The sequence below is a fragment of the Enterobacter sp. CFEC122 genome (assembly GCF_052983755.1).
Genome location: NZ_JBRIQR010000123.1, coordinates 1 through 1,046, shown reverse-complemented (window position 1 = coordinate 1,046; position 1,046 = coordinate 1). Strand labels below are relative to the sequence as shown.

Genomic DNA, 1,046 nt, shown 5'->3' with positions numbered 1-1,046 from the left:
CATAGAATGACCTCGTTATCACTGATCCGCTGCCCGGTTAGCGATGGCGGAACTGCGCTTGCGCTGGTCACTTCCTGATGCTTAATGAGGTTCCCGAAAACGCGTAATAGCGGGTGCTGCTCGCGTTCTTCGCTGCCGCCGGTCATGGCTTTGATGTACGCAGCTGAGGTGACAGGATGGTATACCGTGGCAAAACAGCACATGATCGTGAGCAGATGCTCAGGTCGAATATCCTGCCAGTTGATGTGATACACCTCGTCACCGGCGGCGTTGTAATCAATGTCCACGATAGAAGACGGGATCTCATATGCGCCGGGGTTTTTCTCAGGAAGAGAAATGGCTTTCTGGAGGCGCAATTCGTTGTAGCGCTCGATGCCGACGAGAACGGCTGCGCGCGAGTCTGTATGTCGCGTCTTCAGTGAAACATGGTGAGCGCCGCTTTCACTAGCAATGGTCCCACTGGTTTCATCCACCAGCACCTTAAAGTCAGCTTTAAGCAGCTTCTCGATGGCGGGGATCACCTTTACTCGTTGTTGTTTTAATGAGTTGGGGAGTGATTTCGGGATGCTCATTATCAGGTTGTTGTCATCGTCATAGATGGCAGTGACATAGAGCGGGTTTGATGTTGAGAGACTGAAAACAGCTATTTTTTGACTCAATTTTCTATCCTCCAGAAAGCAAAAAGGCCGCGATTGCGGCCCCTTACTGGCTATTGATGTTCCCAACCGCGCTAAAGCAAGAAGTTAAATTGTCAAAAGTACCCTCAAGGGAACACAAAAGCTGCGAGGATTTTATGCGGTTTGTACTTTGTGTTTTTTAGCGTCAAGGAATTATTTACCGCCCTGCAGCCGGTTATGGTTCGTCTTCGTTGTCGGGGTTTGCATTGTTATGCCAGTCCCGCTGTTCCTCCGTATTGAGGCCGCACGGCGGCTCTGTCTTACTCCACTTACCAGCCCACCAATATTGTCCGTTTCGGCGCTCACAGGTTCCGCAAATCTTGCAAATATGGAGTTTGGTCAATCCATCCAGTAAGTATACGTGACCGT

The 1,046-nt window shown here is 50.2% G+C and carries 1 protein-coding gene; it reads right to left on the bottom strand.

The window, feature by feature from the left end:
• Window positions 1-659 (bottom strand): hypothetical protein (locus ACVCAM_RS26415; RefSeq protein ID WP_000078540.1); only part of this gene is annotated, 659 nt, incomplete at its 3' end.
• Between the last annotated feature and the right edge of the window lie 387 nt (window positions 660-1,046).